Below are 23,600 nucleotides of genomic sequence, written 5' to 3' on the forward strand. Positions count from 1 at the left end.
ATTTCAAATACAAAACATGATGAAAGCTTGGAGCGTGAATTTGCTTTGGCGTTCTGACTGATTTCAAACCGTTCTTATATAAGACAGAAGACCTGTGTTGCATTGAGCATCACAATTCTACCCTAGACCGTTGCTGCGACTGACCAGTCGAGACGGCTCGCGCCCGCGCGGCAAGTACAATCCGGTGTCATACATCGCTGCCGCCATCCTTTCGCCATGCCTCTTATCCTGTTCAACAAGCCATTCCAGGTAATGTGCCAGTTTTCCGCCCACGCCACCCGACCGACCCTGGCGGATCACCTTACGATTCCAGGCATCTATCCCGCCGGTCGCCTGGACGCGGACAGTGAGGGCCTGGTGCTGCTGACCGATGACGGCCGCCTGCAGCATGACATCAGTCATCCGGTGCAGAAGCTGGCCAAGACCTACCTGGCGCAGGTGGAAGGGGTGGTGACCGACGAGGCATTGCAACGCCTGCGTGCGCCGCTCGATCTGGGAGATTTCATTACCCTGCCCTGCCAGGCTGTTCGCATCGAGGAACCCGGCTGGCTGTGGCCGCGTACGCCACCCATCCGGGCGCGGCTCGGCATACCGGCAAGCTGGATTGCACTGACCCTGACGGAGGGAAAGAACCGGCAGGTGCGCCGGATGACTGCAGCGGTTGGCCTGCCGACCCTGCGCCTGATACGTATCGCGATCGGCCCTTACGCGCTCGCCACCCACCCGCTGCTGCCAGGTGAATGGATGGAAGTCTCGCCGCTGGAGATACGGCGCAAGTAGCGCGTCGAATACGCTGAGCGTAACGGCGGCCGGTCAGCCGCAACGACGCCCAATACCTTGCGTGCGGCGCTGCTAGAAGCTCAACAGCCGGATATTGGCGGCACGCTCGATCAGCCAGATGGAAGCGAGGATGGCAATCAGGATCGATCCGCCAAGCAGCAGCAGCCGGCGGTACAACCAGCTGCGGCGCAATACATAGATCAACGGCAGAAAGGCAGCGACGATCGCAAGTTGCCCGACCTCGACGCCAACGTTGAAGCCGACCAGTGCCAGCACCAGCGCATCCTGCGGCAAGCCAAGGTCCGACAGAACGCTGGCAAAACCGAAACCGTGGATCAGGCCAAAGAGAAATGCCATCACCCAGCGCCGCTCGCGAAACAGGGGAAACACATTATTCAGCGCTGCAATCACCACCGATGCGGCGATCGTGGACTCCACCCAGCGCGATGGCAGGCTGACCACGCCCAGAGTGGCCAGCGTCAGCGTGATCGAATGTGCGACCGTAAAGGCGGTCACGATGCGAAGCACATTCCAGAATGCCGGCCTGAATGCCGATACCGGCTTCCAGGCCCCTGCCTCGCGCATGGCAACGGCAGGCAACAGCAGCGCAAGCAGGAACAGGATATGGTCGTAGCCTATCCAGATATGCCAGATGCCTTCGCGCAGATAGTCGAGGAACTGCTGCATGCGGCTTGGCGCGCTGAGCGAGAATTGCTGGTCAGCCTTGTCCGGGCTGAAAATGCCAGTGCTTGAAGCCCCCTCGTATTGCAGCCGCAGCAATCCCTTGTGCTGCGGGTCGATATCGAAAAACAGGCGGTAACGCACCTGCAGGCTTTCGCGCACTGCCGCGCATTGCGCCTGGAACTGCAGCACGGCATAGGCGCCGTCGGTGTGGTTATCGACTAACAGCGCATCCGGCCGTACAGGACATGGTGATCCCGCACTGGAAATCTGCAGCCTCGACAAGGCATAGGCTTCAATCTCGGCCCGACGGGATCGCAGTTCGCCCCAGGTGATGGCGCCGTTGGCATCGGTATCAAGACCGATGGCGAAGTCCAGGTCGCGCAGGGCGATATCCCATTGGCCGGCCACGACATTGTCCTTCACCGACAGGGACAAATAGCTGTCGCTGGGCTTGTGGGCATGCGCGGAAACGGCCCATATGAAGAACGCCAGCCCTATCAGTAGCCGCATCATCGACGTACCTCGCCGAGCTGCCTTGCAAGATCGCGCAGCCGCGTGTCCTCGATCCGGCTTTCCCTCAGCCATTGCACGACCGGCGCAGCGGCAGCCGGCGACTTGGCGGCCAGGGCCGCTTCGAGCAGGATGCGCGCATCCCGCGGCTCCTTCTGCACTTTCCAGTTTTCCCGGGCCAGAACGAGCGCGTTCTTTTCGTCGTGGTAGATCTGCAGACGGAAGCGAGCCTCCTCCTGCTGATGCACAGTATCGCCGCGCAACTGGGCAGCTTCATAGCGCGCGGCAAGAGTTGCGGCATGCGCCTCGGCGACCGGCAGGTTAAGCCGGGTTTCGGCCAGCACCAGACGCAGCAGCAATCCGTCCGATGGCGTCCTGTCTTTCAACATGGCGACCACTTCTCCGTATCGTTTATGGTCCAGCAGGAAATCGGCATAAGCGGCAAGGAGAAAGGTGTCGGTAATGCCAAGACTGATCGCCTGGCGAAAATAAGACTCGGCAGCCAGCGGACGATCCTGCCTCTGCGCCATTTCGGCCAGCCGGATCAGTACCCAGAGCTTCTCCGCGGCGGTGGCTTCCGGATGCGCGGCCAGGGTGTCGGCCAGCTTGTCATGGGCGCTGTCGAGCTTGCCGGTCAGGCCATCGACCATCGCGCTGCAGCCCACGGCAATGAGTTCGCTGGTAATACCGCGCAGGCGCAGGCAATCCGCCTTGGCTTCCTGATAGCGGGCCTGCACGATGTAAATCGTGGCGCGCAGGGCGCGTGCCTGAGCATGATCGGGATCGCGCCCCAACACACTGCCAAGGTCGTTCAACGCACCGTCAAAGTCATGCCGGAACTGGGCCAGGCCCGCCCGCAGCACCTGGACTTCCACTGGCGGCTCGGGCATGTCCCACCACGGCGCCAGCGCCGCCTGGGCGTAACCGAGGTAGCGTGGATCGCCTTCTTCTCCGACAAGGCCGTAGTAGCGGCTGGCCAGCGCGGTGGCAATGGTGACGTTGCGAGGGTCGGCACGCAGTTGTTCGCGCAACTGGCGCATTTCCCGCGCCACCGGATCGTTCGGACGCAATGGCAGGTTTTCCAGGACCTGGTCATCGGTTTGCGGCACGAAAGGTGCTGCCAGCGCGGCGCGATCGTAACTTGCCAGCAGCAAGGCGGCAGCAAGGAGAAATCCGGTCAGAGCAATGCGGGACATGGGTTACGGCAGAAATGATGGCAGTGCATGATAGCAAGCCAGCGAACATTCGCATCGGAACCCAATTTATTTCGTTTGATTATTTTTTTAGCGCTTGTCAACCATTGCTACGATGATGCGTTACTCGGAGTGATTCGCAAGAATCGTCCAATAATTAAACCAGACACCGAATTGAAGGATAGAAAATGAAAAAACTGATAGCTGCAGTCGTCGCAGGTCTGTTCTCGCTTTCCGCTTTCGCCGCAGCACATACCGCTGCACCGGCAACGCCGGCTGCGCCAGCCGCCGCTGCAACGCCGGCAACGCCTGCCGCACCCGCCGCGGCACCAACCACGAAAAAAGCCAAGAAGGCAAAAAAATCAAAAAAGGCAAAAACGTCGGAAATGGCAGCATCGAAGTAATGCAGCCAGCATTCCTCAGGAAAGGCAGACTCGGTCTGCCTTTTTTTGGTTTACACTGCTGCCCATGAAAATTTCGACACGAGTTTCCATTCTGGCCAGTGCCCTGCTGCCGCTTGGCAGCGTATATGCGGAGCCGCAATTCCCTGTCGTGCCCCTGACCGCGGGCATGTATGTCATACAGGCAGAAGTGGCAGCCACCGAGGCACAACGCCAGCAAGGCCTGATGTTCAGGGAAAAACTGGCGCCCAATGCCGGCATGGTGTTTCTGTTCAATCGGCCCGCCCAGGTTTGCATGTGGATGAAAAACACCCTGGTGCCGCTATCGGTCGCCTTTATTGACGAGGGCGGAAAGATCATCAACATCGAAGACATGCAGCCGCAAACGACCAATTCCCATTGCGCCGGCAGCCAGGCGAGCTATGCGCTGGAAATGAACAAGGGATGGTTTGCGCAGAAAAATATCAAGCCGGGCACCGTGATTGCTGGCCTGCCGAAGGCGCGTCAATAGTCAACTGCAACAGGCGACCCGCAGTACCCGTCACATTTTCCAGATCGAAAAACACAAAAACCCCGCCAGTTCAAAACTGGCGGGGTTTAGCTAGCCCTACAACTTCCGGCCAGTCGATGACTGACCAGAGGCTATTTAAGCCAATGCTTTCAGCGCAGCGGACAAACGGCTCTTGTGGCGAGCTGCCTTGTTCTTGTGGATGATCTTCTTGTCGGCGATGCGATCGATGATCGAGATCGAGGACTGGAAAACCTGGGTTGCTGCGGACTTGTCGCCGCCTTCGATTGCCTTGCGCACTGCCTTGATGGCGGTACGCAGCGTCGAACGCTGGCTGGAGTTGTGTGCGTTCTGCTTGACTGCTTGACGAGCACGCTTGCGTGCTTGTGCGGTATTTGCCATGAAATTCCCTAAACGTGGTCGGTTGCGTTCGCAACACCTACCAGTTGCGAAACCAATTCAATAAAGCCCCGGATTATAAACCGTTTTCCACCGGGCGGTAAAGCACTAAGCGCTTCGAGCCGGCACAATACCGTGGACTTGCCTGGGTTGCAACCCCTGCCGGGCTATAATGCCGGCCATGAATTTGCATAGAACCCTTGCCGCGGTGTCAGGCATGACCATGGTGTCCCGGATAACCGGCCTGATCCGCGAGTTTCTGATTGCCCGCGCCTTTGGCGCTTCCTCCTACACCGACGCTTTCTTCGTTGCCTTCCGGATCCCCAATCTGCTGCGCCGCCTGTTTGCGGAAGGCGCGTTTTCCCAGGCTTTCGTTCCTATATTGGCCGAGTACAAGAACCAGAAAGGCGAAGCGGCCACCCGCGACCTTGTCGACCATGTGGCTACCATCCTGCTCTGGACCCTGCTTGCCACCTGTGCGCTCGGCATTGTGGCTTCACCGGTGGTGGTGTATCTGATGGCAACAGGGCTGAAGTCTGATCCGGATGCCTTCTCCGCCGCGGTGACGATGACCCGCATCATGTTTCCCTATATCGTCTTCATGTCGCTGGTGGCGCTGGCGGGCGGCATCCTGAACACCTGGCGGCAATTCAAGGTGGCGGCATTCACACCCGTTCTGCTCAACCTGAGTTTCATCGCAGCCGCGCTGTTCCTCGCGCCCTTGCTCGATCAGCCGGTGTACGCGCTCGCCATCGCGGTGTTCATCGGCGGCGTGCTGCAACTGGCGATACAGATTCCTTCCCTCGTCCGGATAGGCATGCTGCCCCGGCTTTCATGGAATCCGCGCATTGCCTTGTCGGATGCAGGCGTGCGGCGGGTGCTGCGGCAGATGGTGCCGGCCACCTTTGCCGTGTCGGTGGCCCAGATCAGTCTCATCATCAATACCAACATCGCTTCCCATCTGCAAAACGGCAGCGTTTCCTGGCTGTCGTATGCCGACCGGCTGATGGAACTGCCAACTGGCCTGCTGGGTGTGGCCCTGGGCACCATCCTGTTGCCCAGCCTTTCCAAGGCGCATGCGGACCGCGACACGGCTGAGTATTCCGCGCTGCTCGACTGGGGATTGCGCCTGACTTTTCTGCTGGCCCTCCCAGCCGCGGTGGCGCTGGCGTCCCTGTCGGAACCAATCACGACGACACTCTTTCACTATGGCAAATTCGATGTGCAGTCAGTCAACATGACCGGCCGCGCGCTGATCGCCTACGGTGTCGGCCTGATTGGCCTGATCGTGGTAAAGATACTCGCGCCCGGTTTCTACGCGCGCCAGGATATCCGCACGCCGGTGAAGATCGCCATCGGCGTCCTGGTAGCCACGCAATTGATGAACATGGTGTTTGTTCCCTGGATCGCTCACGCCGGTCTGGCCCTGTCGATCGGCCTGGGCGCCTGCCTGAACGCCGTCTTTCTTTTCCTGGGCCTGAGGCGCCGCGGCATTTACAAGGTGCAGGCGGGCTGGGGCCTGTTCCTGGCGCGGCTGGCTGGCGCGCTGTTTCTGCTGGCCGGATCGACGATGTGGGTGGCAGCGCACTTCGACTGGATTGCGATGCAGGCCCATCCCCTGCTACGCATGGGCGCACTGTTTCTGGTGATGGCAGTGGGCGGCGTTGTGTATTTCGGCGCGCTGCTGCTGACCGGATTCCGTTTTGCCGACTTCAAACGCATTGCGCGTTGAGCAATGTCGGCCGGATTCGTGCAACGCCAGGGCCAGTCCACGGTCAGACAACCATGATCAAGAATCTCGATTTCTTCGCCGCGCTGGTGCAGCAGGACAATACCATTCCGCTATTTGAGGCGGCGTTATCGATTGCCCAGGATGCCGATCCGCAACTCGACCTGGCGGCAACCCAGCTTCAGGTCGATACCATGGCGGCCCGCCTGCGCCGCAGGCTGCCGTCGGATACTTCGTCGGTGCAGAAGCTGCGGCTGCTCAACCATTTCTTTTATCAGGAACTGGGATTCGCCGGAAACATCAACGACTACTACGATCCGTCGAACAGCTACCTGAACCGCGTGCTGGAATCACGGCGCGGCATCCCGATTTCCCTGGCGGTGCTTTACATGGAACTGGCGCACCAGATCGGCCTGGATATCAAGGGCATCTCATTCCCGGGCCATTTCCTGATGAAGCTGTCGGTGCAGTCCGGCGATATCGTGCTTGATCCGCTCAACGGCGCCAGCCTGTCGCGCGAAGAGCTGGAAGAACGGCTGGAGCCCTATCTTTCGCAGAGCCCGGACCGTGACAGCGCGCTTTCCGCCTATCTCCACGAAGCCCGGCCACGGGAAATCCTGGTGCGCATGCTGCGCAACCTGAAAGCGCTGTATTTCGAGCGCGCTGAATGGGAGCTGGCGCTGGGCGTGCAGCAGCGGCTGGTGATCCTGCTGCCCGACGACCTGGCCGAACGGCGCGACCGCGGCATGGCCTATGCCAACCTGGAGTGTCCGCAGGCGGCCCTGAAGGATATCGAAGACTATCTGGCGCAAAGGCCGCACGCCCAGGATGCAGGGATGCTGCGCCAGATGCTGCCTTCCCTGAAGGAAGCGGCGCGGCGCCTGAACTGAGCCCGGACGTGCATCAGGCCTTGCTTCTGGCTTCGATCGCTTCCCATTTTTCCAGGCTGGCCATCAACTGCTCGTCCAGTTGCGCATAGCGCTCATTGAGCTTCTTGACCTCCGTCGGCTGCTCGCGGTACAGGTTGGGATCGGCCAGCTTTTCCGTGATCGATTTCTGCTCGGCTTCCAGCGCGGCAATCAGGGCTGGCAGTTCGTCCAGCTCGCGTTGCTCCTTTGAACTGAGCCTCTTTGCCTTGGGCGCGGGTGCGGCCGTTGGCGCTGGTGCGCCAGGCTTTTCCTTTTGCGCCGCCCTGGCTTCCGCCTTCGGCGCATTGGCACGCGGCTCGGGTACGGCGCGCACCCGCTCCCAGTCGGTATAGCCGCCGATGTACTCCTTCCAGTTGCCCTCCCCTTCGGCCACGATCACCTGGGTCACAACATTGTCCAGGAACATGCGGTCGTGGCTGACCAGGAATACCGTGCCGTCATATTCCTCCAGCAGTTCTTCCAGCAGTTCCAGGGTGTCGATGTCGAGGTCGTTGGTGGGCTCGTCCAGCACCAGCACATTGGCCGGCTTGGCAAACAGCCGCGCCAGCAGCAGCCGGTTGCGCTCGCCGCCCGACAAGGACTTGACCGGCGAACGGGCCCGCTCGGGCGCAAACAGGAAGTCGTTCAGGTAAGTCATCACATGCTTGCGCTGCCCATTGATTTCGACCCAGTCGCTGCCTGGCGCAATGGTGTCGGCCAGGCTCGCTTCCTCGTTGAGCTGGGCGCGCATCTGGTCGAAATAGGCCACCTGCAGCCGGGAGCCCTGGCGTATCGTACCGCTGTCGGCCTGCTCCTCGCCGAGGATCAGCTTCAGCAGCGTGGTCTTGCCGGCGCCATTCGGGCCGATCAGTCCAACCTTGTCGCCGCGCAGGATGGTGGCGCTGAAATTATCGACGATGACCCTGTCGCCGAAGGCCTTGCTGACCTCGACCAGTTCCGCGACGATCTTGCCGGAGCGGTCGCCGGTTGCCACATCGAGCTTCACCTGGCCCTGCTGTTCGCGCCGCGCACTGCGTTGAAGGCGCAGTTGCTCGAGGCGCCGTACCCGGCCCTCGTCGCGGGTACGGCGCGCCTGTACGCCCTTGCGTATCCAGACCTCTTCCTGCGCCAGGAACTTGTCGAACTTGGCGTTCTCCACTTCCTCGTTTTCCAGCAGCTCCGCCTTGCGGTTCTGGTAGGTGGTGAAGTTGCCCGGAAAGGACAGCAGGCGGCCACGGTCCAGTTCAATGATGCGTGTGGCGACGTTGTCCAGGAAGCTGCGGTCATGGGTAATGAACAGGACGCTGCCGCGGAAGTCGCGCAGCAGGCCTTCCAGCCACATGATGGAAGTGAAATCCAGATGGTTGGTTGGCTCGTCGAGCAGCAGCACATCCGGTGCACTGACCAGGGCGCAGGCCAGCGCCACCCGCTTCTGCATGCCGCCAGACAGCGTGCCCATCAGGGATGACTTTTCCAGGTTGAGCCGGTCCAGCGTGGTTTCGACCCGGTTGTTCAATGTCCAGGCATCGGCGGCGTCGAGGCGCATCTGGATTTCATGCATGCGCTCCATCAGCGCGTCGTCGTTGTCGCCACCGAACTGGGTGGTCAGGTGGTCGTATTCCGCCAGCAGGCCAGGCAGGTCGCCCAGCCCGGCCGCAACGGCATCGAACACCGACATGTCAGGCGAGAATTGCGGCTCCTGTTCCACGTAGGCGATTTTCAGGCCCTGCTGCATCACCATCAGGCCATCGTCCAGTTTTGATTTGCCGGCAATGATCTTCAGAAGAGAAGACTTGCCGGTGCCGTTACGGCCGATCAGCCCCACCCGCTCAGCCGGTTCCAGGGAGAATTCCGCATGATCCAGCAATGCGACGTGACCGAATGCCAACTGGGCATTGGAAAGGGAGATGACTGCCATGGTGTTCCAGAGAGGGGGTGATCGGAGGCCGCATTGTACCGCTTGCGTCGGCGGGACTGGAGATTGCCGCAATGTCAGCTATAATCTCGGGCGTAATTCAGCGCCCAGCGCTTTCTTACGCGCGTCTCGCCGTAGTTCAATGGATAGAACGAGTGCCTCCTAAGCGCTAGATACAGGTTCGATTCCTGTCGGCGGGACCAAATTCCAGTACAGCATCTACCATCGCCGGCCCACGCGCCCGCGTCTTGAGCCTCACTTGCAGGCAGCCCGTACAGCCCCGGAAAACGGAACCATAGAGTCGCAACAGTAGGACTTTATTCATGGCGATCGCCGCCTGCGCTCGCTCTGCAGGTATCTTCCCTCCATGGCGCACCGCCGGCAGTTGCAGCGGCACGCCATGGGCCACCGCTGAATCAGGCTGATCAATGCTCCGTCACTTTGCCGCGCCAGGCGCCGGTCTCCTGTCCGCGGCTTTCCAGCATTTCCTTGAACCGCTTCAGGTTGCCCTTGAGCTGCATTTTCACCAGACCAAGCGCGTCGCCCACCTTTTCATCCATGGTTTGCGGGTCGTAGTCCATCTGCAGCATGATGCGCGTGACATTGTCGGAAATCTTGTGGAAGGTCACCACACCGGCATTCTTCACGCCGCCGGTACTGCGCCAGGCAATGCGCTTGTCGGGGATCTGTTCCGTGATCTCGGCGTCCCATTCCTCCGGCTTGCCGGCGACGTCGGCGCGCCAGTGAAGATGGGTGTCGTCTGTCTGGCGGATTTCGTGAACGCTGTCCATGAACTTCGGGAAGTCCTCGAACTGGGTCCACTGGTTGTATGCCGTGCGCACCGGCACATTCACGTCGATCGACTCGGATGTAGAGGAGAGCATGCCTGATCCGCGCGATTTGCCCATCTGCTTGGACAACAACATGCCGCCAACGGCCAGCGCCGCTACTGTAACAAGTCTGTTTACCATCATCGTTCTCCTGAGTAGGCTCGGGGAGCCGTCTGACAAGCCGGCTGCAACATCACATCGATCAAGGCTAGACCGCGCGGGCTGTGCCGGCACTACCGGATGACACTGCGGCCAACCGATTGGTTCGTATGACGCATTCCGCTATTTAAATTCGATCAAACCCCCGGATTGCAAACTACTCCAGAAGCCCGCCAGCACAAGACAGAGATCCAAACCGGCAGACGTGTGGTTTTGCGGCAACACATGGAAAATTAATAGCGGGAAACTCCTCTGTTCAGGGATATGACACCTTTCGCTATCCTTTATTGTTTCACTTTCGGTTGAAAGTCCGCCAATCGGCTAAATAATCATGATGCATCTTGCAAGACCACGTTCCGTGCAAAGGCTATTGCTATGCGTTGTGGCTACTTCCAGCCTTCCGGCGCAGGCACTGGGACTCGGGCCGCTCACGGTGCAGTCCGGCCTCGGCAACCCGCTGCAGGCCACGATCCCTGTGTATGGCCTTCCCGGCGAAGAGCTGACTGCCAATTGCCTGAAAGCGCGTGTGACGACCCTGGATGGCAGCATGCTTTCCAGGCCAGCCGCTGCGGTGACGGGAAGCGGCGCCAATGCGAGCGTACGCATCAACGGCCGTGAAGGCATCGCCGAGCCGGCGGTCAGCATTACTGTGGAAATTGGCTGCGCGAACGCGGTCAGGCGTGAGTACCAGGTATTGCTCGACCCGGTACCGCCTGCGCAACTGACTGCATCGCCTGCTGCCGATGTCAGTCAGCCCGGCACGGCACAGCCAGCCCCGGCCAAAGCCAGAACCGCAAAGCCTGCAACTGAAGCGCCTTCCTCGACAGTGGCGCAACGCAAGACTGCCACGCCTTCGCCACACAAAAAACCAGCCGAAGGCAAAAGCATGCTGAGGCTGTCCACCGGCGATGCTGAAATGGAACAGGCGAGTACCAGCCTGGTTCTGCGTTACGCAACCAGCCTGTCCGAGCCGCGCGTGGATAACGATCCGGCCAGAATGGCTGCGCTGCGCGCCGATCAGCAACGCGTGGCGGCATTGCTGCGCGGAGAGAACCCGACCGTCGATATTCAGGCCCAGTTGCGGGATGCACAACTCGCACTGAAGACAGCCAGGCAGGACGCGCTGGAGGCCAGGCGCCAGATGGATGAGGAACGCAAGGCCCTGGAAGCGGAACGGCAGGACATGATCCCGGCGCTTTGGGCCAATCTGGTGGCAGCGCTGGCGCTCGTCGGCATGGCGGCCAGCGGCTGGCTGCTATGGCGTCGCCGCCAGGACCAGCGCCGCCACCAGGACGAACTGGCGATGCTTGCAATGCCGTTCGATACAGTGATGTCGGAAACCAATGCAGGCAACGTCCCGGCACCGTCTATTGCCGATCGGACGCACCCGGTTCCTGTAGCAATGCCCCCGGAGCCGGCGCCAGCCGCAACTGCGGCGCCGGCCGCCATCCTGCCCACGGCATTCGACTGGGGGGTGCATCTGCATGAAGTGCCGGTGGCGACTACGCCTCCGGATGCGATTGACATGCCGGCGTCATGGCAACTGATCGAACAACAGATAGATGGCCTGCGCGATGAAACTCGTGTCCCCGCCGAGATGGCGGTGCAGGTCATGGCGGACGGTCCTGCGCAGAGCCATGCCGCGCAGGTGGCCGACATGTTGCTGGCGGCTGAAAGCTGGATGGCAGAACATAATCCGAAACGGGCGGCAGACTTGCTGCAGCCTTATCTGGAACGCGAGGACATGCTGTCACCGGCGCCTGGCCTGTATCTTCTGACGCTGTACCGGACTATGGAAGACGAGGACCGGATACAAGCGGTCAAGGCGCAGCTTCAGCCCTGGTTTCCCGGGGAAGTCAGCCAATGGAGCGCAGGCGCAGAGGGGCGCCGCACCATTGCCGATTTCCCCAGCGTGCAGGCAATGATCGATACCCTGAAAGACAGCGGCGCCCTGCCGTCTTACCTGAGGGGATTGTTACTGGCGCCGGAGCCATTTGACTTTTCCACCTACCGCGAGATTGTCCGCGCCATCGGCATCGCCGACGTGGCCGTGAAAACAGACGGGATTTCGTCAATGACGCTGGACTTCCATTGAACAGTTCCTGCGCGGATGTACCATATGGTTTCCCTCCATCATCTACCTTGAATAAAACATGGTAATTTCCCACGTCCTCAAGCGGTGCCGGCGTTACGGTGTCCGGTCTGGCGCAGCCATCCTGCTCGTCGGCGTCATTGCCGGCAACCTCCAGGCCGGCCCGGTCGATGAGCAAGCGGACATTGCACGGCTCATGCAGAGCGGGCAGCTTGCGGAGGCACTGAGACGGGCGGAAGGCCTGCTGATGCTCAATCCCGGCAACGCCAAGATGCGCTTCACCAAAGCCATCATCCTTGCGCAGCAAGGCAAATCCCCCGAGGCGATCACGCTGCTGCTCAAGCTCACCGAAGACTATCCGGATCTTCCCGAACCCTATAACAACCTGGCAGTGCTCTATGCCGCAAATGGCCAGTACGAGAGTGCGCGCATTGCGCTGGACAAGGCGACTGCCACCAACCCCGGCTACGGCATGGCCTACGAAAATCTGGGCGATGTCTACACTGAACTGGCCAGCCAGGCTTATGAGAAGGCAGCCAAGCTTGACGCCAACGGCAATGCCAGGGCCAAGATGGCCGCACTGCGAGGCAATGTCCAGTCGGCGGGAGGCATCGTCAAGCCGACCGCCATGCCCGGAAAAGGCACGCTGGCGATGGCGGATAATACGACGCCGGTTTCCAGACCCGGCCAAGACAAGACAGCGGCGCAAAAATCCGCGACCGAGCCTGCCGCGTCCGCCAGCAAGGCCGAGCAGGCCGCCGTGCTCGATGCGGTCAAGGCATGGGCCGATGCCTGGAGCGCACGCAATGTCAATGCCTACCTTGCCGCCTATAGCAGCGACTTCGTGACGCCGCGCGGCATGAGCCACGAAAAATGGGCCGCCGAGCGTACCGAACGCATCACCGGCAAGCAGCACATCAGCGTCAAGGTGGAAGCGCCCAGGGTAATGTTGAATGGCGACCAGGCAACGGTGCAGTTCAGGCAGCAATTCAATTCCGACAAGCTGCGCTCGACCGACCAGAAAACCCTGATGCTGATCCGCCGTGACGGCGCCTGGCGCATCCGTGAAGAGCGCGTGGGCTAGCCGCTCGCGCAAAGGCCGTTGCCGGACCAGGCGCGCAGGCGCCTGAGGCTAACTGGCCAGGGCGCGCACCTGCTCCCAGTCGGTATAACCCTGCAAGACCTTGGCAATGCCGTCCTGGCGCAGCGTGGTCATGCCCTCCTCCATCGCCTGCGCCGTCAGTTCGGCCACGCTGGCCCGGTTCAGGATCATGCGCTTGATCGTCACGCTGTTGATCAACAGTTCATGGACGCCCAGCCGCCCCTTGTAACCGCTGCCGTTGCACTCCTCGCAGCCATGGGCTCGGTACAGCGTGAGCGTGCCATCCTTGCCGGCATGGCTGGCATGCCAGTCGGCCAGCACCTCGTCGGCCGCCAGCCTGGTGTCAAGACAGTATTCATAGGCCAGCATCGCCAGTTCGTCGTCGGAGGCAGTGTAGGCAATGCGGCAGGAAGCGCACAGGCGACGCGTCAGGCGCTGGCCGACGACGCCCAGCAGGGCATCGCCGAAGTTGAACGGGTCCAGCCCGAGATCCAGCAGACGCACGACGCTTTCAGCGGCGCTGTTGGTATGCATGGTTGAAAAGACCAGGTGGCCTGTCAGCGAAGCTTCGATCACCGTGCGCGCGGTTTCGGCGTCGCGGGTTTCACCGACCATGATCACATCCGGGTCGGCACGCAGGAAGCTGCGCAGCACCGCGGCAAAAGTCCAGTCGATGCGCGGCTGGACCTGCACCTGCCGCAAGCCTTCCTGGGTAATCTCGACCGGGTCCTCGACCGTCCAGATCTTGCGTTCCGGCGTGTTGATGTGGGCCAGGATGGAATGCAGGGTGGTGGTCTTGCCGGACCCGGTCGGTCCGCAGACGAACAGCAGGCCATGGGGCCGCGCAGCGATCCTGCGTATGCCTTCCAGCGCGTAGGGCGACAGGCCGAGACCGTCCAGCGACACCACCTTGGGTGCGCTCAGGATGCGCATCACCACATCTTCCAGGCCTTCGGTCGTGGGCATGGTCAGCACCCTGAGTTCGATGCGGGCCGGGCCGAACTGGGAAAAATCGATCTTTCCATCCTGCGAGCGCCGCTTTTCGGAAATGTCCAGGCGACTCATGATTTTCAGCCGGGATACCAGCGCATTGCGGAAGTTGGCCGGGATGTCGGAATAGTGGGACATCACGCCCTCCTTGCGAAAGCGTACCCGGGTTGGCCGATTGCCCTTCATGGTTTCGATATGAATGTCCGACGCGCCATCCTCGTAGGCATCCATGATGATCTTGTTGACCAGACGCACCAGCGTGTTGTCCGACTCCGATACATCATCCATCACGCTGATGGTGCTTGCCGGAGTGACCAGGTCGGCACTGCCCAGTTCGAACACCAGGTCTTCCATGCTTTCCCGGCTGGCCTGGCTGCCATAAAATTTCTTGATTGCGCCGTTGAGGTCGTCAGCCGACGCCATCACCGGGTCGATCTTCAGTTTGGTGTAGAAGCCCAGCGCCTGCAGGCCTTCGATGGCCAGCGGATTTTCCAGCGCGACGACCATGCGGCTCTCGGTACGGTAAAGCGGCATGATCTGGTGCTTGCGCACCAGATCGGCCGGCACCGATTTGATCAGGTTCAGGTCGAAATCGAACTTGCGCAGGCTGACCAGGGGAATGCCCAGCTTCTGCGCCAGCACCCGGCGCAGGGTATCGCGCTTGACCACTTCCATTTCAACCAGTATCTCGCCGAGATGGGTCTTGCGGTCGCGCGTCTGCAGGGTCAGCGCTTCCTCCAGTTGCTCCACCGAGATCAGCCCCTCCTGCAGCAGCGCTTCGCCAAGCCTGACGTGCGGCATTTCCTTCTGCTGCTGCAATGCCTTTTCAACCTGTTCCTGGCTGACGATATGCTGTTTCTGCAGATAGTCCCCCAGCCTCTGGGACCGCAGGGCTTCCTGCTTCTTCAGGCCGAGGTCGACAGCATCCTGGCTGACCAGCTTGCCCTCGACCAGCAACTGCCCGAGTTGCTCGCCGATCTGATAGCTGGTGATCGCGCCTGAAGGGATAAACCAGCGCAGCACATCGTCGCCATAGCTGCACAGGAAAAGGAACAGGCCGAACGGATGTTCGACATAGCCGATGGTTTCCGAAATCAGGCTGTCGCCATCCTTGAAATTGACGACGCAACGCTTGCGCAGGGAAAGGTTGGCCGGGTCGAACTGATCGCCCTGGTCCAGTGGCAGCGGCTTCAGCGCAATCGGGCGGGTCAGGCGGAGGCTCTTGAGTTCACGGAACCCTATCTGATTGGCGAGCAGGGACTTCTGCATCAGGAATTCGATGAGGCCGTTCTCGGGATCGAGCCGCACCAGCGTTCCCGCCGCCCGCTGGCCATCGTGCATTGCCAGCATTGCCGGTTCAGGGCCCGCCGCGTCAGTGGCAAGTTGAAAGTGCGGCGGTATGGGCCATTCAAAGTCAGTCATCATGGTATTTGCTGCCTGTTTTGCTTATTCAGCTGGAAAGCGGGGACGATGAAGCGCTATCGACGCAATTTACAGCAAGAATCAGGCAGGGTGAAGCAAAGAAACCGGACCGGCCAGGCAACGCAATGGAGAAGGCGCGGGAAGGTAATCAGCTGTAACAAGCTTGGCATCAGTTCGATCCGGCCGCATAGAATCGCCACTGGCTTGACGCCGCCATGCAGCCTATCCGGCCCGCGTCGGCTCTGTCCGATTCTGTTCGATGGCGTACAGACCCTCGCGACCGACCGGGATTAGGCTGTGGTCACAATATCAGGAGGTCATATGAAAACAAATCGCATCATCATCGCATCTGCTCTTGCCGCTTCCACCTTCCTGGCTGGCTGCGCGGCCCCTGGCTATCCGCCGGCCGCCTCGTCGCCCTACCCCGCTCCCGCCGGCCAGCAAGGCTATTACACCAGCTACGGCGTGGTGGATTCGATCCAGGTGGTCAACACCGCCGGCGGCAACAGCGGCATCAATGCGGGTACGGTCATTGGCGCACTGGCTGGGGGCATTCTGGGCAACCAGGTCGGCGGCGGCACCGGCCGTGCCGTGGCGACGGCCGCAGGCGCCGTGGGCGGCGCCGTGGTGGGCAACCAGGTCGAGCAACGCAATCGCCAGGGCGGCACCGCCTACCAGATCGGCGTGCGGCTGGACAATGGCACCTATCAGACCTTCACCCAGGAATCGATCGGCGACATGAACATCGGCAACCGGGTACGGATCGACAACGGCAGGGTCTATCGCTACTGAACCGGCCCTGAAAGAAAAACCGCTGCGACACCAGTCTGTCGCAGCGGTTTTTTATTGCCCTTGCAGGCTGTAGCCTGCAAGGATCGGATTTACTCCGCGTCTGGCTGCCTTGACGGCTCAGCCGTCGCAAACGCATCCACCTTCGCACAGTTTTCCGTGATGCGCAGCAGGGTTGGCATGCCCGACAGGTCACAGTCAAGCCGCCGCGCATTGAAGATCTGCGGCACCAGGCAGCAGTCAGCCAGCGTTGGCGTGTCGCCGAAGCAGAACTTGCCGGCGCGGCCATCGGCGTTGATCTTGGCTTCCAGCGCTGCCAGGCCTTGCTCGCACCAGTGGCGATACCAGGCATTCTTGTCTTCCTCGCTGACCTTCAGATCGCGCACCAGATAGCGCAGCACCCGCAGATTGTTCAGCGGATGGATGTCGCAGGCAATTGCCAGCGCAATGCTGCGCACATAGGCCCGGTCCAGCGGCGCGGCTGGCAACAGCGGCGGCTCCGGATACATCTCGTCGAGGTATTCCATGATGGCCAGGGATTGCGTCAGCACCTGGCTGCCGTTTTCATCCTCTTCGTCGACCAGCGCCGGCACCAGTGCCTCCGGATTGATGCGCCGGAATTCCTCGGTCAGCTGCTCGCCGCCCTGCTTGACCAGATGAATTGGCACCATGTCCACGTCCAGGCCCTTCAGGTTCAGCGCAATGCGTACCCTGAACGATGCCGAACTGCGGAAGTAGGTATAGAGCTTCAGGCTCATCAGATCACCTTGACGCGCAGCGGGGTCAGCCCTTCGACGCTGCCTTCCAGCAGATCGCCCTTCTGCACCGCGTTCACGCCTTCAGGCGTGCCGGTGAAGATCAGATCGCCAGGCTGGAGTTCGAAGTAGCGCGACAGGTGCTCGATGGTTTCAGCTACATTCCAGATCAGCTTGCTGATGTCGCTGTTCTGACGCGCAGCGCCATTGACATCGAGGCGGATGTTGCCCTTTTCCAGCAGGCCGGTTTCGGACAGCGGATGCAGGGGCGCAATCGGCGCCGACTTGTCAAAGCCCTTGCCGGTGTCCCAGGGACGGCCCAGCTTCTTGGCCTCGCCCTGCAGGTCGCGGCGGGTCATGTCCAGGCCGACGCCATAGCCCCAGATGTAGTTGCCCGCTTCCGCCGCGGGGATGTCGCGTCCGGCCTTGCCGATCGCAACCACCAGCTCGATTTCATGATGCAGGTCGGAAGTCATGGCCGGATACGGCATTTCGCCGGTGCCGCCGGCGGCCACCGGCAGCAGCGCATCAGCTGGCTTGAGGAAGAAGAACGGCGCTTCGCGACCGGTATGGCCCATCTCCTTGGCATGCTCAACATAATTGCGGCCGACACAATAAACGCGGTGAACCGGGAACATCCGGGTGCTTCCGGCAACTGGAACGACAGCCTGGGCAGGCGGCGTGAAGGTGTACTCCATGTTGGCTCCTTTTTAATAGTGCGAGGATTATGCCACTCTGATATGTATTTCGCCCAATCCTGCGATGACCGATGAAATCGATGCATCTGCCTCTTTAAATCCAGCTAGCGCCCCCAGATAGAGGGCAGCGCGGCGACCGGCCGTGGCGACTTTCCAAGGAGTATTTGACATGTTCAATCGTTTGCGCCGCCTGGCCCGGCTGGCTGGCCGCGAAGTCACCATCCTGTGGTTTGCCTGCCGCCACCCGGCAACGCCGTTGACGGTCAAGCTGGGCGCCGGCCTGCTTGCGGTCTACCTGCTGAGCCCGATCGACCTGGTGCCCGATGCACTGCCCGTGCTGGGATGGCTGGATGATGCAACCATTCTCGCCTTTGGCATTCCGGCCCTGCTGAAGCTGATGCCGGCCGGTGCGCTGACCGATGCCCGCAGCGCCAGCGAGCGTTTCCTGTCGAAATGGGCGTTCTGGCGGCGCGCCTGAGGCAACTGCCTATTCCTCGCCGAGATAGGCCTGGCGCACCTTCGGGTCATCCAGCATGGCTTGCGCCGGGCCGCTCATGGTGATCAGGCCCGACTCCATTACATAGCCACGGTGCGCGGCCTGCAGTGCCAGCCGCGCATTCTGCTCCACCAGCAGGATCGTTACGCCCCGCGCAGCAACATTGCGCACGACTTCGAAGATGCGCTCCACCATGATGGGCGACAGCCCCATTGACGGCTCATCCAGCAGCAGCAGGCGCGGATGGCTCATCAGTGCGCGCGCCATCGCCAGCATCTGCTGCTCGCCGCCGGAAAGCGTTCCGGCGAGCTGCGTGGAGCGCTCCTTGAGCCGGGGAAAAACGTCGTACCATTTGCCGATATCGTCATCGATACCCGCCTTGTCATTGCGGATATAGGCGCCCATCAGCAGGTTTTCGTGGATGGTCATGCGGGAAAACACGCCCCGGCCTTCCGGCACCATTGCCAGCTGCCGGCGCACCAGCTGGAACGAGGTCAGGCCGCGAATCGGCTGTCCTGCGTATTCGATGTGGCCTTCCACCCTGCAGTCCGGCAGTGTTCCGGTGATCGCCTTCAGCGTGGTGGTCTTGCCAGCGCCATTGGCGCCGATCAGCGTGATCAGCTCGCCTTCTCGCACTTCCAGACTGATGCCCTTGACGGCCTGGATGCCGCCATAGGCAACCGTCAGCCCGTCGACCTTCAATACGGTTGCGGCCATCAGTGCGACCCTCCCAGGTAGGCTTCAATGACAGCAGGATTTTTCTGGACTTCCGCGGGCGTGCCTTCGGCAATCGGTTTGCCGTAGTCCAGCACGGTAATGCGGTCGCACAGGCCCATGACCAGCTTGACGTCATGTTCGATCAGCAGAATCGTGCGGCCGTCCGCCTTGATCTTCAGCAGCAGTTCACGCAGGCCCAGCTTTTCAGTGGCATTCATGCCCGCGGCGGGCTCGTCCAGCGCCAGCAGCAGTGGATCGGTGGCCAGCGCCCGGGCGATTTCCAGGCGTCGCTGATCGCCGTAGGACAGGTGGCGGGCGGTGCGGCGGGCGAAGGCGCCGATGCCGACGAAATCAAGCAACTCCTGCGCACGGCGCCGGATCGCCGCCTCCTCTTCCCGCGCGGCCCGATGCCGCAGCACCGCGCCCAGCACGCCCTGGCGCGTGCGGACGTGGCGTCCGACCATCACGTTTTCCAGCGCGCTCATTTCGCCAAACAGCCGGATGTTCTGGAAGGTGCGGGCAATGCCGGCCTTGGCGACTTCATGCGGCGCCGATGGCGAATACGGTTTGCCATCCAGCTCGAAGCTGCCGCCGTCGGGCTGATACAGCCCCGTCAGCACGTTGAAGAAGGTGGTCTTGCCGGCGCCGTTCGGACCGATCAGACCATAGATCTGCCCTTTGGCGATGCGCATGTCCACGCCCGACAAGGCCTGCAGGCCGCCAAAGCGCTTGGTTGCCCCGCGAATGTTCAGCAAGCTGTTTTCCATTGCGTGGCTCCCTTACACCGGCGCGACGCCGGTGCTGGGCGCAGGCTTGTCGACATCGGCTTCGGGACGATCTTCATGCCGCGGCGCGGGCCACAGTCCTGCCGGACGGGTCAGCATGATGACGACCATCGCCAGGCCATACAGCAGCTGGCGCAGGATTTCCGCGTCGACCAGCACCTTGCCGAACAGCGCATGCTGCACCGGCTCCACGGTATGCCGCAGCACCTCCGGCAAGGCCGCCAGGATCACGCCGCCAAGCACCACGCCCGGTATATGGCCCATGCCGCCCAGCACCACCATGGCCAGCACGGCGATCGATTCGGTCAGGGAAAAGGATTCGGGAGAGACGAAGCCCTGAAACGCGGCAAACAGGCCACCCGCAACGCCGCCGAACGATGCGCCCATCGCAAAGGCAAGCAGCTTGACGTTACGGGTATTGATGCCCATCGCCTTGGCTGCGATTTCATCCTCGCGGATGGCGATCCAGGCGCGGCCCAGACGGGAGTCATGCAGGCGGTAGGAAATGAACACGATCGCCAGGCAGAGCGCCAGGAACAGGAAATAATAGGCATTCACCGAGGGCATCGAAAAGCCGCCTATCTTCACCATGGCGCCCGATCCGGCCTCGCCGCCGAGCGACACGCCAAAGATGCGCACCGGGTCGATCAGGTTGATGCCCTGCGGTCCGTTGGTGATGTTGACCGGACCATTCAGGTTGTTCATGAAAATCCGGATGATCTCGCCAAAGCCCAGGGTCACGATGGCCAGGTAATCGCCACGCAGCTTCAGCGTGGGCGCGCCCAGCAGCGCGCCGAAGACGCCGGCCAGCAATGCCGCTAGCGGAAGAATCACCCACAGCGACAGATGAATGCCCTGCTGCGCCACCTCCGGCCCGAAAAAGGCAATCGCCGCCTCGCCCAGCGGCTGGTACTGGTTCACCAGCGACTCGAGCAAGGTGGCGAACTGCGGCGAAGCCATCAATCCGGTCAGGTAGGCGCCGAGCGCATAGAAGGCGATATAACCGAGATCGAGCAACCCCGCGAAGCCGACCACGATATTCAGGCCCAGCGCCAGCATGATGTAGAGCAGCGCCAGGTCGATGATGCGCACCCAGGAATTGCCAAAATTGGAAGCGATGAAAGGGAACGCCAGTACGACGACCGCCAGCGCGATCAGGCTGGCGCGGCTGCGGGTTGGGCGCGAAGAAATGGTGTAGGCCATAGGATAGGGTAGGTTCCGTTCAGGCGCGATCGGCAACGCGCTCGCCCATCAGCCCGGAAGGACGCAGCGTCAGCACGATGATCAATACGATGAAGGCAAAGATATCCTGGTAGTTACTGCCGAGGAATCCGCCGGTAAGGTCGCCGATGTAGCCGGCACCCAGGCTTTCGATCAGGCCGAGCAGAATACCGCCCAGCATGGCGCCATAGATATTGCCGATGCCGCCAAGCACAGCGGCCGAAAATGCTTTCAGTCCGGGCACGAAGCCCATTGCAAACTGGGCCGAGGAATAATTCGCGCCCCACATCACGCCAGCCACTGCTGCCAGCGCCGCGCCCACAGCAAAGGTGACGACGATGACACGGTTGGCATCCACGCCCATCAGGCCGGCAATCCGCGGATTCTCGGCCGTGGCCCGCATTGCGCGGCCCATCTTGGTCTTCTCCACCAGCAGCACCAGCAACAACATCGACAGCGCCGCCAGTGCCAGCAGCATGACCTGCGTCGGCGTGATCAGCGCACCCATCAGGTTCAGCGACTCGGAAGGCATCACCTGGGGGAAAGGAAGTGGATTGCGTCCCCACACCATCATCGCGATCGTTTGCAGCAGGATGGAAACACCGATTGCCGTAATCAGCGGCGCCAGACGCGGCGCGTTGCGCAGCCGTCGGTAAGCAACGCGCTCGATCACGATATTGACGATGACACAGACTGGAATCGCGCCAAGGATGGCAATGATCAGCTTGACTACCCCTGGAAGGCCCGGGGCGGCACTGTTCACCAGTTTCAATATGGTCAGGCCCGACATCGCACCGATCATCAGCACTTCACCATGGGCAAAGTTGATCAGATTGAGAACGCCGTAGACCATGGTGTATCCCAAGGCGATCAGGGCATACATGCTGCCCAACACCAGGCCGTTGACGATTTGCTGCAGGAAAATTTCCATGGCCGGCCATGATCAAAAGTAGTTATATTTTTACGCCAGAACGGCAATCGGTCATGGCGCGCTTTTTATTCCGTACCTGAGGAATCAACCAGGTTCGGGCAGACCATGCAAGCCCTTGGGCAGGGGAAACGTCACATTCTCTTCCACACCTTCCAGTACCCGTACGCTACGCGCACCGAACACCTTCAACTGTGCAATCACCGCGTCCACCAGAATCTGGGGTGCCGATGCACCGGCAGTGACGCCGATGCGTTTGGTTCCCTCCAGCCAGGCCGGGTCGATTTGCGCTGCGTTATCCACCATGTAGGCGGCCGTCCCTTTCTTTTGGGCCACTTCACGCAGCCGGTTCGAATTGGAACTGTTCGGACTGCCAACAACGATCACCAGGTCAACCTGGGGCGCCATGAACTTCACCGCTTCCTGGCGGTTGGTGGTGGCATAGCAGATGTCACCTTTCTTGGGCTCGGCGATATTGGGAAACCGGCGCTTGAGTGCGGCGATGACGTCGGCGGTGTCATCCACCGACAGTGTCGTTTGCGTCACATAGGCCAGCTGGTCAGGATTGCGCACCTGGAGGTGCTCGACGTCGTCGGCGGTTTCCACAAGATACATGCCCTGGTCGGCTTGCCCCATGGTACCTTCCACTTCAGGATGACCGGCATGGCCGATCATGATGATCTCCCTTCCTTCCCGCCGCATCTTAGCCACTTCAACATGCACTTTCGTCACAAGTGGACAAGTCGCATCGAATACCGTGAGGCCACGTTGCGCCGCTTCCTCCTGGACGGAGCGCGGCACACCGTGGGCAGAAAACACAAGCGTGTTCCCGGGAGGGACATCAGCAAGCTGCTCGATGAAAATAGCGCCCTTGCGCCGCAGGTCATCGACCACGTAGGCGTTATGCACGATCTCGTGGCGCACATAGATGGGAGCGCCGAACTGCGCCAGCGCCCGTTCGACGATTTCGATTGCCCGGTCGACGCCAGCGCAAAAACCGCGCGGTTGCGCTAGCAGGATTTCCTGTTCCATAACTGTGTGTATTCCCTGATCGATTAAAAACGCGCTGCCTGGCTGCCGCTGCGCACGCTACAGTATGCCGATGATGCGTACGTCGAAACGCAGCGTCTGGCCAGCCAGCGGGTGATTGAAATCGAAAAGCGCATCATCGGCGTTGATTTCAAGCAGCACCCCGGCAAAGCGGCCGCCGCCGGGCGCCGCAAATTCAACCACATCGCCTACCTTGTATTCCTCGCCAAGCTGCGAATTATCGGCAAGCGTGGCGCGGGAAACCCGCTGCAGCAATTCCGGATTGCGCTCGCCGAATGCTTCGGATGGCGCCAGCGAAAAGCTGCGCTCGGCGCCGTCGGCCAGGCCAATCAGGCGTTCTTCGAGAAAGGGGGCAAGCTGGCCCGTGCCAAGTTGCAGAGTGGCTGGATTGCCGTTGAAGGTGGTAACGATGTCGTTGCCATCCTGCGACGCGAGTCGGTAATGCAGCGTCAGATAGGCTCCTGGGCCCACGACCGGCTGTGTTAGATTTTCCATGAGCTTCCGCCAGACAAAATAATCCGCCATTTTAAGCCACCACA

General features: G+C 61.1%; 23 protein-coding genes and 1 tRNA gene. 10 read left to right on the plus strand and 14 right to left on the minus strand.

Going from position 1 to position 23,600, the window contains the following annotated elements; genetic code table 11:
• Positions 1–216 precede the first annotated feature (216 nt).
• On the plus strand, positions 217–780 hold the full coding sequence (locus tag IGW04_RS06690; RefSeq protein ID WP_194712283.1) for a pseudouridine synthase: 564 nt from the start codon (positions 217–219) through the stop codon (positions 778–780).
• Positions 781–852: 72 nt separating this feature from the next.
• Here IGW04_RS06690 and IGW04_RS06695 read toward each other — a convergent pair whose 3' ends face one another.
• Positions 853–1,977, minus strand: coding sequence for a HupE/UreJ family protein (locus IGW04_RS06695; RefSeq protein ID WP_194712284.1), 1,125 nt, complete (start codon positions 1,975–1,977; stop codon positions 853–855).
• Positions 1,974–3,170, minus strand: a complete 1,197-nt coding sequence (locus IGW04_RS06700) for a tetratricopeptide repeat protein (RefSeq protein WP_228526902.1) — start codon at positions 3,168–3,170, stop codon at positions 1,974–1,976. Before IGW04_RS06700 ends, IGW04_RS06695 begins: the two co-directional genes overlap by 4 nt.
• 185 nt (positions 3,171–3,355) lie before the next feature.
• Between IGW04_RS06700 and IGW04_RS06705 the strand changes: the two genes are divergently transcribed.
• Positions 3,356–3,571, plus strand: a complete 216-nt coding sequence (locus IGW04_RS06705) for a hypothetical protein (protein WP_194712285.1) — start codon at positions 3,356–3,358, stop codon at positions 3,569–3,571.
• Between the two features lie 64 nt (positions 3,572–3,635).
• Complete coding sequence (locus IGW04_RS06710; RefSeq protein ID WP_194712286.1) at positions 3,636–4,079, plus strand: DUF192 domain-containing protein; 444 nt, start codon at positions 3,636–3,638, stop codon at positions 4,077–4,079.
• Positions 4,080–4,214: 135 nt separating this feature from the next.
• On the opposite strand, the gene rpsT is transcribed toward IGW04_RS06710, so the two are convergent.
• The gene (rpsT, locus tag IGW04_RS06715; RefSeq protein WP_194712287.1) at positions 4,215–4,478 is read right to left on the minus strand and encodes a 30S ribosomal protein S20; all 264 of its coding nucleotides are present in this window, start codon (positions 4,476–4,478) and stop codon (positions 4,215–4,217) included.
• Positions 4,479–4,656: 178 nt separating this feature from the next.
• Here rpsT and murJ point away from each other — a divergent pair, with 178 nt between their 5' ends.
• Positions 4,657–6,207 carry a murein biosynthesis integral membrane protein MurJ gene (gene murJ, locus IGW04_RS06720; protein ID WP_194712288.1) on the plus strand — a complete coding sequence of 517 codons (1,551 nt, stop codon included), beginning with the start codon at positions 4,657–4,659 and terminating at the stop codon, positions 6,205–6,207.
• A 53-nt stretch (positions 6,208–6,260) separates the two neighbouring features.
• Positions 6,261–7,094 (plus strand): SirB1 family protein, encoded by an 834-nt coding sequence (locus tag IGW04_RS06725; protein WP_194712289.1) that lies wholly within the window; start codon positions 6,261–6,263, stop codon positions 7,092–7,094.
• Positions 7,095–7,107: 13 nt separating this feature from the next.
• Here the strand turns inward: IGW04_RS06725 and IGW04_RS06730 are convergent, their stop codons facing one another.
• A complete protein-coding gene (locus tag IGW04_RS06730) occupies positions 7,108–9,030 on the minus strand; it encodes an ATP-binding cassette domain-containing protein (protein WP_194712290.1) in 1,923 nt (640 codons plus the stop codon).
• Positions 9,031–9,155: 125 nt separating this feature from the next.
• On the opposite strand from IGW04_RS06730, the gene IGW04_RS06735 reads away from it, so the two are divergent.
• Positions 9,156–9,230 (plus strand) — tRNA-Arg (locus IGW04_RS06735).
• Positions 9,231–9,452: 222 nt separating this feature from the next.
• Here IGW04_RS06735 and IGW04_RS06740 read toward each other — a convergent pair.
• Positions 9,453–9,998: an SRPBCC family protein gene (locus IGW04_RS06740; RefSeq protein WP_194712364.1), complete on the minus strand. Its 546-nt coding sequence runs from the start codon at positions 9,996–9,998 to the stop codon at positions 9,453–9,455.
• A gap of 400 nt (positions 9,999–10,398) precedes the next feature.
• Here IGW04_RS06740 and IGW04_RS06745 point away from each other — a divergent pair, with 400 nt between their 5' ends.
• Positions 10,399–12,111 (plus strand): type IV pilus assembly protein FimV, encoded by a 1,713-nt coding sequence (locus IGW04_RS06745; protein WP_194712291.1) that lies wholly within the window; start codon positions 10,399–10,401, stop codon positions 12,109–12,111.
• Between the two features lie 58 nt (positions 12,112–12,169).
• Positions 12,170–13,192 carry a nuclear transport factor 2 family protein gene (locus tag IGW04_RS06750; RefSeq protein ID WP_194712292.1) on the plus strand — a complete coding sequence of 341 codons (1,023 nt, stop codon included), beginning with the start codon at positions 12,170–12,172 and terminating at the stop codon, positions 13,190–13,192.
• A 48-nt stretch (positions 13,193–13,240) separates the two neighbouring features.
• On the opposite strand, the gene IGW04_RS06755 is transcribed toward IGW04_RS06750, so the two are convergent.
• Complete coding sequence (locus tag IGW04_RS06755; RefSeq protein WP_194712293.1) at positions 13,241–15,550, minus strand: ATPase, T2SS/T4P/T4SS family; 2,310 nt, start codon at positions 15,548–15,550, stop codon at positions 13,241–13,243.
• Positions 15,551–15,943: 393 nt separating this feature from the next.
• Between IGW04_RS06755 and IGW04_RS06760 the strand changes: the two genes are divergently transcribed.
• The gene (locus tag IGW04_RS06760) at positions 15,944–16,414 is read left to right on the plus strand and encodes an outer membrane lipoprotein (RefSeq protein ID WP_194712294.1); all 471 of its coding nucleotides are present in this window, start codon (positions 15,944–15,946) and stop codon (positions 16,412–16,414) included.
• 89 nt (positions 16,415–16,503) lie between these two features.
• Here the strand turns inward: IGW04_RS06760 and maiA are convergent, their stop codons facing one another.
• Together maiA and IGW04_RS06770 are read right to left on the minus strand one after the other, a co-directional pair.
• Entirely contained in the window at positions 16,504–17,163 is a 660-nt protein-coding gene (gene maiA, locus IGW04_RS06765) for a maleylacetoacetate isomerase (protein ID WP_194712365.1), read from the minus strand.
• Positions 17,164–17,168: 5 nt separating this feature from the next.
• Complete coding sequence (locus IGW04_RS06770; protein ID WP_194712295.1) at positions 17,169–17,864, minus strand: fumarylacetoacetate hydrolase family protein; 696 nt, start codon at positions 17,862–17,864, stop codon at positions 17,169–17,171.
• Between the two features lie 169 nt (positions 17,865–18,033).
• Between IGW04_RS06770 and IGW04_RS06775 the strand changes: the two genes are divergently transcribed.
• A complete protein-coding gene (locus IGW04_RS06775; protein WP_194712296.1) occupies positions 18,034–18,342 on the plus strand; it encodes a YkvA family protein in 309 nt (102 codons plus the stop codon).
• Between the two features lie 9 nt (positions 18,343–18,351).
• Here IGW04_RS06775 and IGW04_RS06780 read toward each other — a convergent pair whose 3' ends face one another.
• The 6 genes from IGW04_RS06780 to IGW04_RS06805 all read right to left on the minus strand — a co-directional run bounded on the left by IGW04_RS06780 (position 18,352) and on the right by IGW04_RS06805 (position 23,556).
• Positions 18,352–19,077 (minus strand): ABC transporter ATP-binding protein, encoded by a 726-nt coding sequence (locus IGW04_RS06780; RefSeq protein WP_194712297.1) that lies wholly within the window; start codon positions 19,075–19,077, stop codon positions 18,352–18,354.
• Positions 19,077–19,844: an ABC transporter ATP-binding protein gene (locus IGW04_RS06785; RefSeq protein ID WP_194712298.1), complete on the minus strand. Its 768-nt coding sequence runs from the start codon at positions 19,842–19,844 to the stop codon at positions 19,077–19,079. Before IGW04_RS06785 ends, IGW04_RS06780 begins: the two co-directional genes overlap by 1 nt.
• 12 nt (positions 19,845–19,856) lie before the next feature.
• Complete coding sequence (locus IGW04_RS06790) at positions 19,857–21,065, minus strand: ABC transporter permease subunit (RefSeq protein WP_194712299.1); 1,209 nt, start codon at positions 21,063–21,065, stop codon at positions 19,857–19,859.
• Between the two features lie 19 nt (positions 21,066–21,084).
• The gene (locus IGW04_RS06795) at positions 21,085–22,014 is read right to left on the minus strand and encodes a branched-chain amino acid ABC transporter permease (RefSeq protein WP_194712300.1); all 930 of its coding nucleotides are present in this window, start codon (positions 22,012–22,014) and stop codon (positions 21,085–21,087) included.
• Positions 22,015–22,098: 84 nt separating this feature from the next.
• A complete protein-coding gene (gene ispH / locus IGW04_RS06800) occupies positions 22,099–23,043 on the minus strand; it encodes a 4-hydroxy-3-methylbut-2-enyl diphosphate reductase (protein WP_194712301.1) in 945 nt (314 codons plus the stop codon).
• Between the two features lie 57 nt (positions 23,044–23,100).
• On the minus strand, positions 23,101–23,556 hold the full coding sequence (locus tag IGW04_RS06805; RefSeq protein WP_194712302.1) for an FKBP-type peptidyl-prolyl cis-trans isomerase: 456 nt from the start codon (positions 23,554–23,556) through the stop codon (positions 23,101–23,103).
• Positions 23,557–23,600: the final 44 nt, after the last annotated feature.

It is taken from the genome of Noviherbaspirillum soli (assembly GCF_015352955.1).
In the GTDB taxonomy this organism is placed as follows: Bacteria; Pseudomonadota; Gammaproteobacteria; order Burkholderiales; family Burkholderiaceae_D; genus Noviherbaspirillum_A; species Noviherbaspirillum_A soli.

Bases quoted from the DNA above. Each gene is read 5' to 3' on its own strand.
- IGW04_RS06740 (WP_194712364.1), bottom strand. From the start codon at position 9,998: ATGGTAAACAGACTTGTTACAGTAGCGGCGCTGGCCGTTGGCGGCATG.
- IGW04_RS06705 (WP_194712285.1), top strand. From the start codon at position 3,356: ATGAAAAAACTGATAGCTGCAGTCGTCGCAGGTCTGTTCTCGCTTTCC.
- IGW04_RS06785 (WP_194712298.1), bottom strand. From the start codon at position 19,844: ATGGAAAACAGCTTGCTGAACATTCGCGGGGCAACCAAGCGCTTTGGC.
- IGW04_RS06755 (WP_194712293.1), bottom strand. From the start codon at position 15,550: ATGCTGGCAATGCACGATGGCCAGCGGGCGGCGGGAACGCTGGTGCGG.
- IGW04_RS06725 (WP_194712289.1), top strand. From the start codon at position 6,261: ATGATCAAGAATCTCGATTTCTTCGCCGCGCTGGTGCAGCAGGACAAT.
- IGW04_RS06805 (WP_194712302.1), bottom strand. From the start codon at position 23,556: ATGGAAAATCTAACACAGCCGGTCGTGGGCCCAGGAGCCTATCTGACG.
- IGW04_RS06695 (WP_194712284.1), bottom strand. From the start codon at position 1,977: ATGATGCGGCTACTGATAGGGCTGGCGTTCTTCATATGGGCCGTTTCC.
- murJ (WP_194712288.1), top strand. From the start codon at position 4,657: ATGAATTTGCATAGAACCCTTGCCGCGGTGTCAGGCATGACCATGGTG.
- IGW04_RS06790 (WP_194712299.1), bottom strand. From the start codon at position 21,065: ATGGCCTACACCATTTCTTCGCGCCCAACCCGCAGCCGCGCCAGCCTG.
- rpsT (WP_194712287.1), bottom strand. From the start codon at position 4,478: ATGGCAAATACCGCACAAGCACGCAAGCGTGCTCGTCAAGCAGTCAAG.
- IGW04_RS06710 (WP_194712286.1), top strand. From the start codon at position 3,636: ATGAAAATTTCGACACGAGTTTCCATTCTGGCCAGTGCCCTGCTGCCG.
- IGW04_RS06750 (WP_194712292.1), top strand. From the start codon at position 12,170: ATGGTAATTTCCCACGTCCTCAAGCGGTGCCGGCGTTACGGTGTCCGG.
- IGW04_RS06775 (WP_194712296.1), top strand. From the start codon at position 18,034: ATGTTCAATCGTTTGCGCCGCCTGGCCCGGCTGGCTGGCCGCGAAGTC.
- IGW04_RS06770 (WP_194712295.1), bottom strand. From the start codon at position 17,864: ATGGAGTACACCTTCACGCCGCCTGCCCAGGCTGTCGTTCCAGTTGCC.
- ispH (WP_194712301.1), bottom strand. From the start codon at position 23,043: ATGGAACAGGAAATCCTGCTAGCGCAACCGCGCGGTTTTTGCGCTGGC.
- IGW04_RS06690 (WP_194712283.1), top strand. From the start codon at position 217: ATGCCTCTTATCCTGTTCAACAAGCCATTCCAGGTAATGTGCCAGTTT.
- IGW04_RS06760 (WP_194712294.1), top strand. From the start codon at position 15,944: ATGAAAACAAATCGCATCATCATCGCATCTGCTCTTGCCGCTTCCACC.
- IGW04_RS06780 (WP_194712297.1), bottom strand. From the start codon at position 19,077: ATGGCCGCAACCGTATTGAAGGTCGACGGGCTGACGGTTGCCTATGGC.
- IGW04_RS06700 (WP_228526902.1), bottom strand. From the start codon at position 3,170: ATGTCCCGCATTGCTCTGACCGGATTTCTCCTTGCTGCCGCCTTGCTG.
- IGW04_RS06730 (WP_194712290.1), bottom strand. From the start codon at position 9,030: ATGGCAGTCATCTCCCTTTCCAATGCCCAGTTGGCATTCGGTCACGTC.
- IGW04_RS06795 (WP_194712300.1), bottom strand. From the start codon at position 22,014: ATGGAAATTTTCCTGCAGCAAATCGTCAACGGCCTGGTGTTGGGCAGC.